Source organism: Vibrio glycogenivorans (genome assembly GCF_051660965.1).
In the GTDB taxonomy this organism is placed as follows: Bacteria; Pseudomonadota; Gammaproteobacteria; order Enterobacterales; family Vibrionaceae; genus Vibrio.
Genome location: NZ_JBPVIS010000032.1, coordinates 1 through 1,305, shown reverse-complemented (window position 1 = coordinate 1,305; position 1,305 = coordinate 1). Strand labels below are relative to the sequence as shown.

Genomic DNA, 1,305 nt, shown 5'->3' with positions numbered 1-1,305 from the left:
GAGACTGTCCTGAATTCTGTGTAACTGTCTACACTTAAGCCGTACTGGCTAAGGATGGACAACATGGATAAAAAAGCACTTGAAGCTTTTGCTCGTGAAGCTGCTAAGTCAATCAAGACCGAATCTGATCTCGATGACTTCCGCAAAATGTTAACCAAGGTGACCGTCGAAACAGCACTAAACGCTGAACTAGACGACCACCTTGGTTATGAAAAACACTCTCCAAAATCCAGTTCTAACACCCGAAATGGGTACTCTGAAAAATCTATCATCACTGACGATGGTGAAGTACCTATCGATGTGCCTCGTGACCGTGAGTCTAGCTTTGAGCCAAAGATTGTGCGCAAGCATCAGACTCGCTTTCAGTCCATGGATGACAAGATCTTAAGCTTGTATGCCAAGGGAATGACCACTCGAGAAATCGTCGCTACCTTCAAAGAGATGTATGATGCTGACGTCTCACCGACACTGATATCTAAGGTGACGGACTCCGTTCTCGAGCAAGTTATTGAATGGCAATCACGCCCACTCGATGAGGTTTACCCCATCGTTTACCTCGACTGTATCGTGGTCAAAGTTCGTCAAGATAAGCAGGTCATTAACAAGTCGGTCTATCTCGCACTTGGCGTGAACATGGACGGGCAGAAAGAGTTACTTGGAATGTGGTTGTCTGAAACTGAGGGCGCGAAGTTCTGGCTAAACGTGCTGACAGAGTTACAGAACCGAGGCGTTAAAGATATTCTCATCGCTTGTGTCGATGGCTTAAAAGGCTTTCCTGATGCGATTAATGCTGCCTTCCCAAATACTCAAATCCAGCTCTGTATCGTGCATATGGTACGAAACTCGGTCAAGTATGTCCCTTGGAAGGACTACAAGGCCGTGACCACGGATCTTAAGAAAATCTACCAGTCAAAAACCGAGGATGAAGGACTGTTGGCACTAGAGCAGTTCTCGGATAAGTGGGATGAGAAATACCCGCAGATCAGTCGCTCTTGGACTAATCACTGGGATAATCTCAATACCCTGTTCGGCTATCCTGAGGATATCAGACGGGCTATCTACACGACGAATGCCATCGAATCACTTAACAGTGTGATCAGGAAGGCGACGAAAAAGCGCAAACTGTTCCCAACGGATGAGTCTGCCAGGAAAGTGATCTTCTTAGCGATCCAGGACGCCTCCAAGAGGTGGACAATGCCCATTAGAAACTGGCGACAAGCCCTGAACCGTTTTATGATTATGTTCGAAGAACGACTCTCTGAATATCAATAACCCCGTCAGTTACACAGAATTATTTACAGGGTC

At 46.4% G+C, this 1,305-nt stretch carries 1 protein-coding gene; it reads left to right on the top strand.

Going from position 1 to position 1,305, the window contains the following annotated elements; translation table 11 throughout:
* Window positions 1-63 precede the first annotated feature (63 nt).
* The gene (locus ACSTTG_RS24130; RefSeq protein ID WP_438476616.1) at window positions 64-1,272 is read left to right on the top strand and encodes an IS256 family transposase; all 1,209 of its coding nucleotides are present in this window, start codon (window positions 64-66) and stop codon (window positions 1,270-1,272) included.
* The last annotated feature ends 33 nt before the right edge of the window (window positions 1,273-1,305 follow it).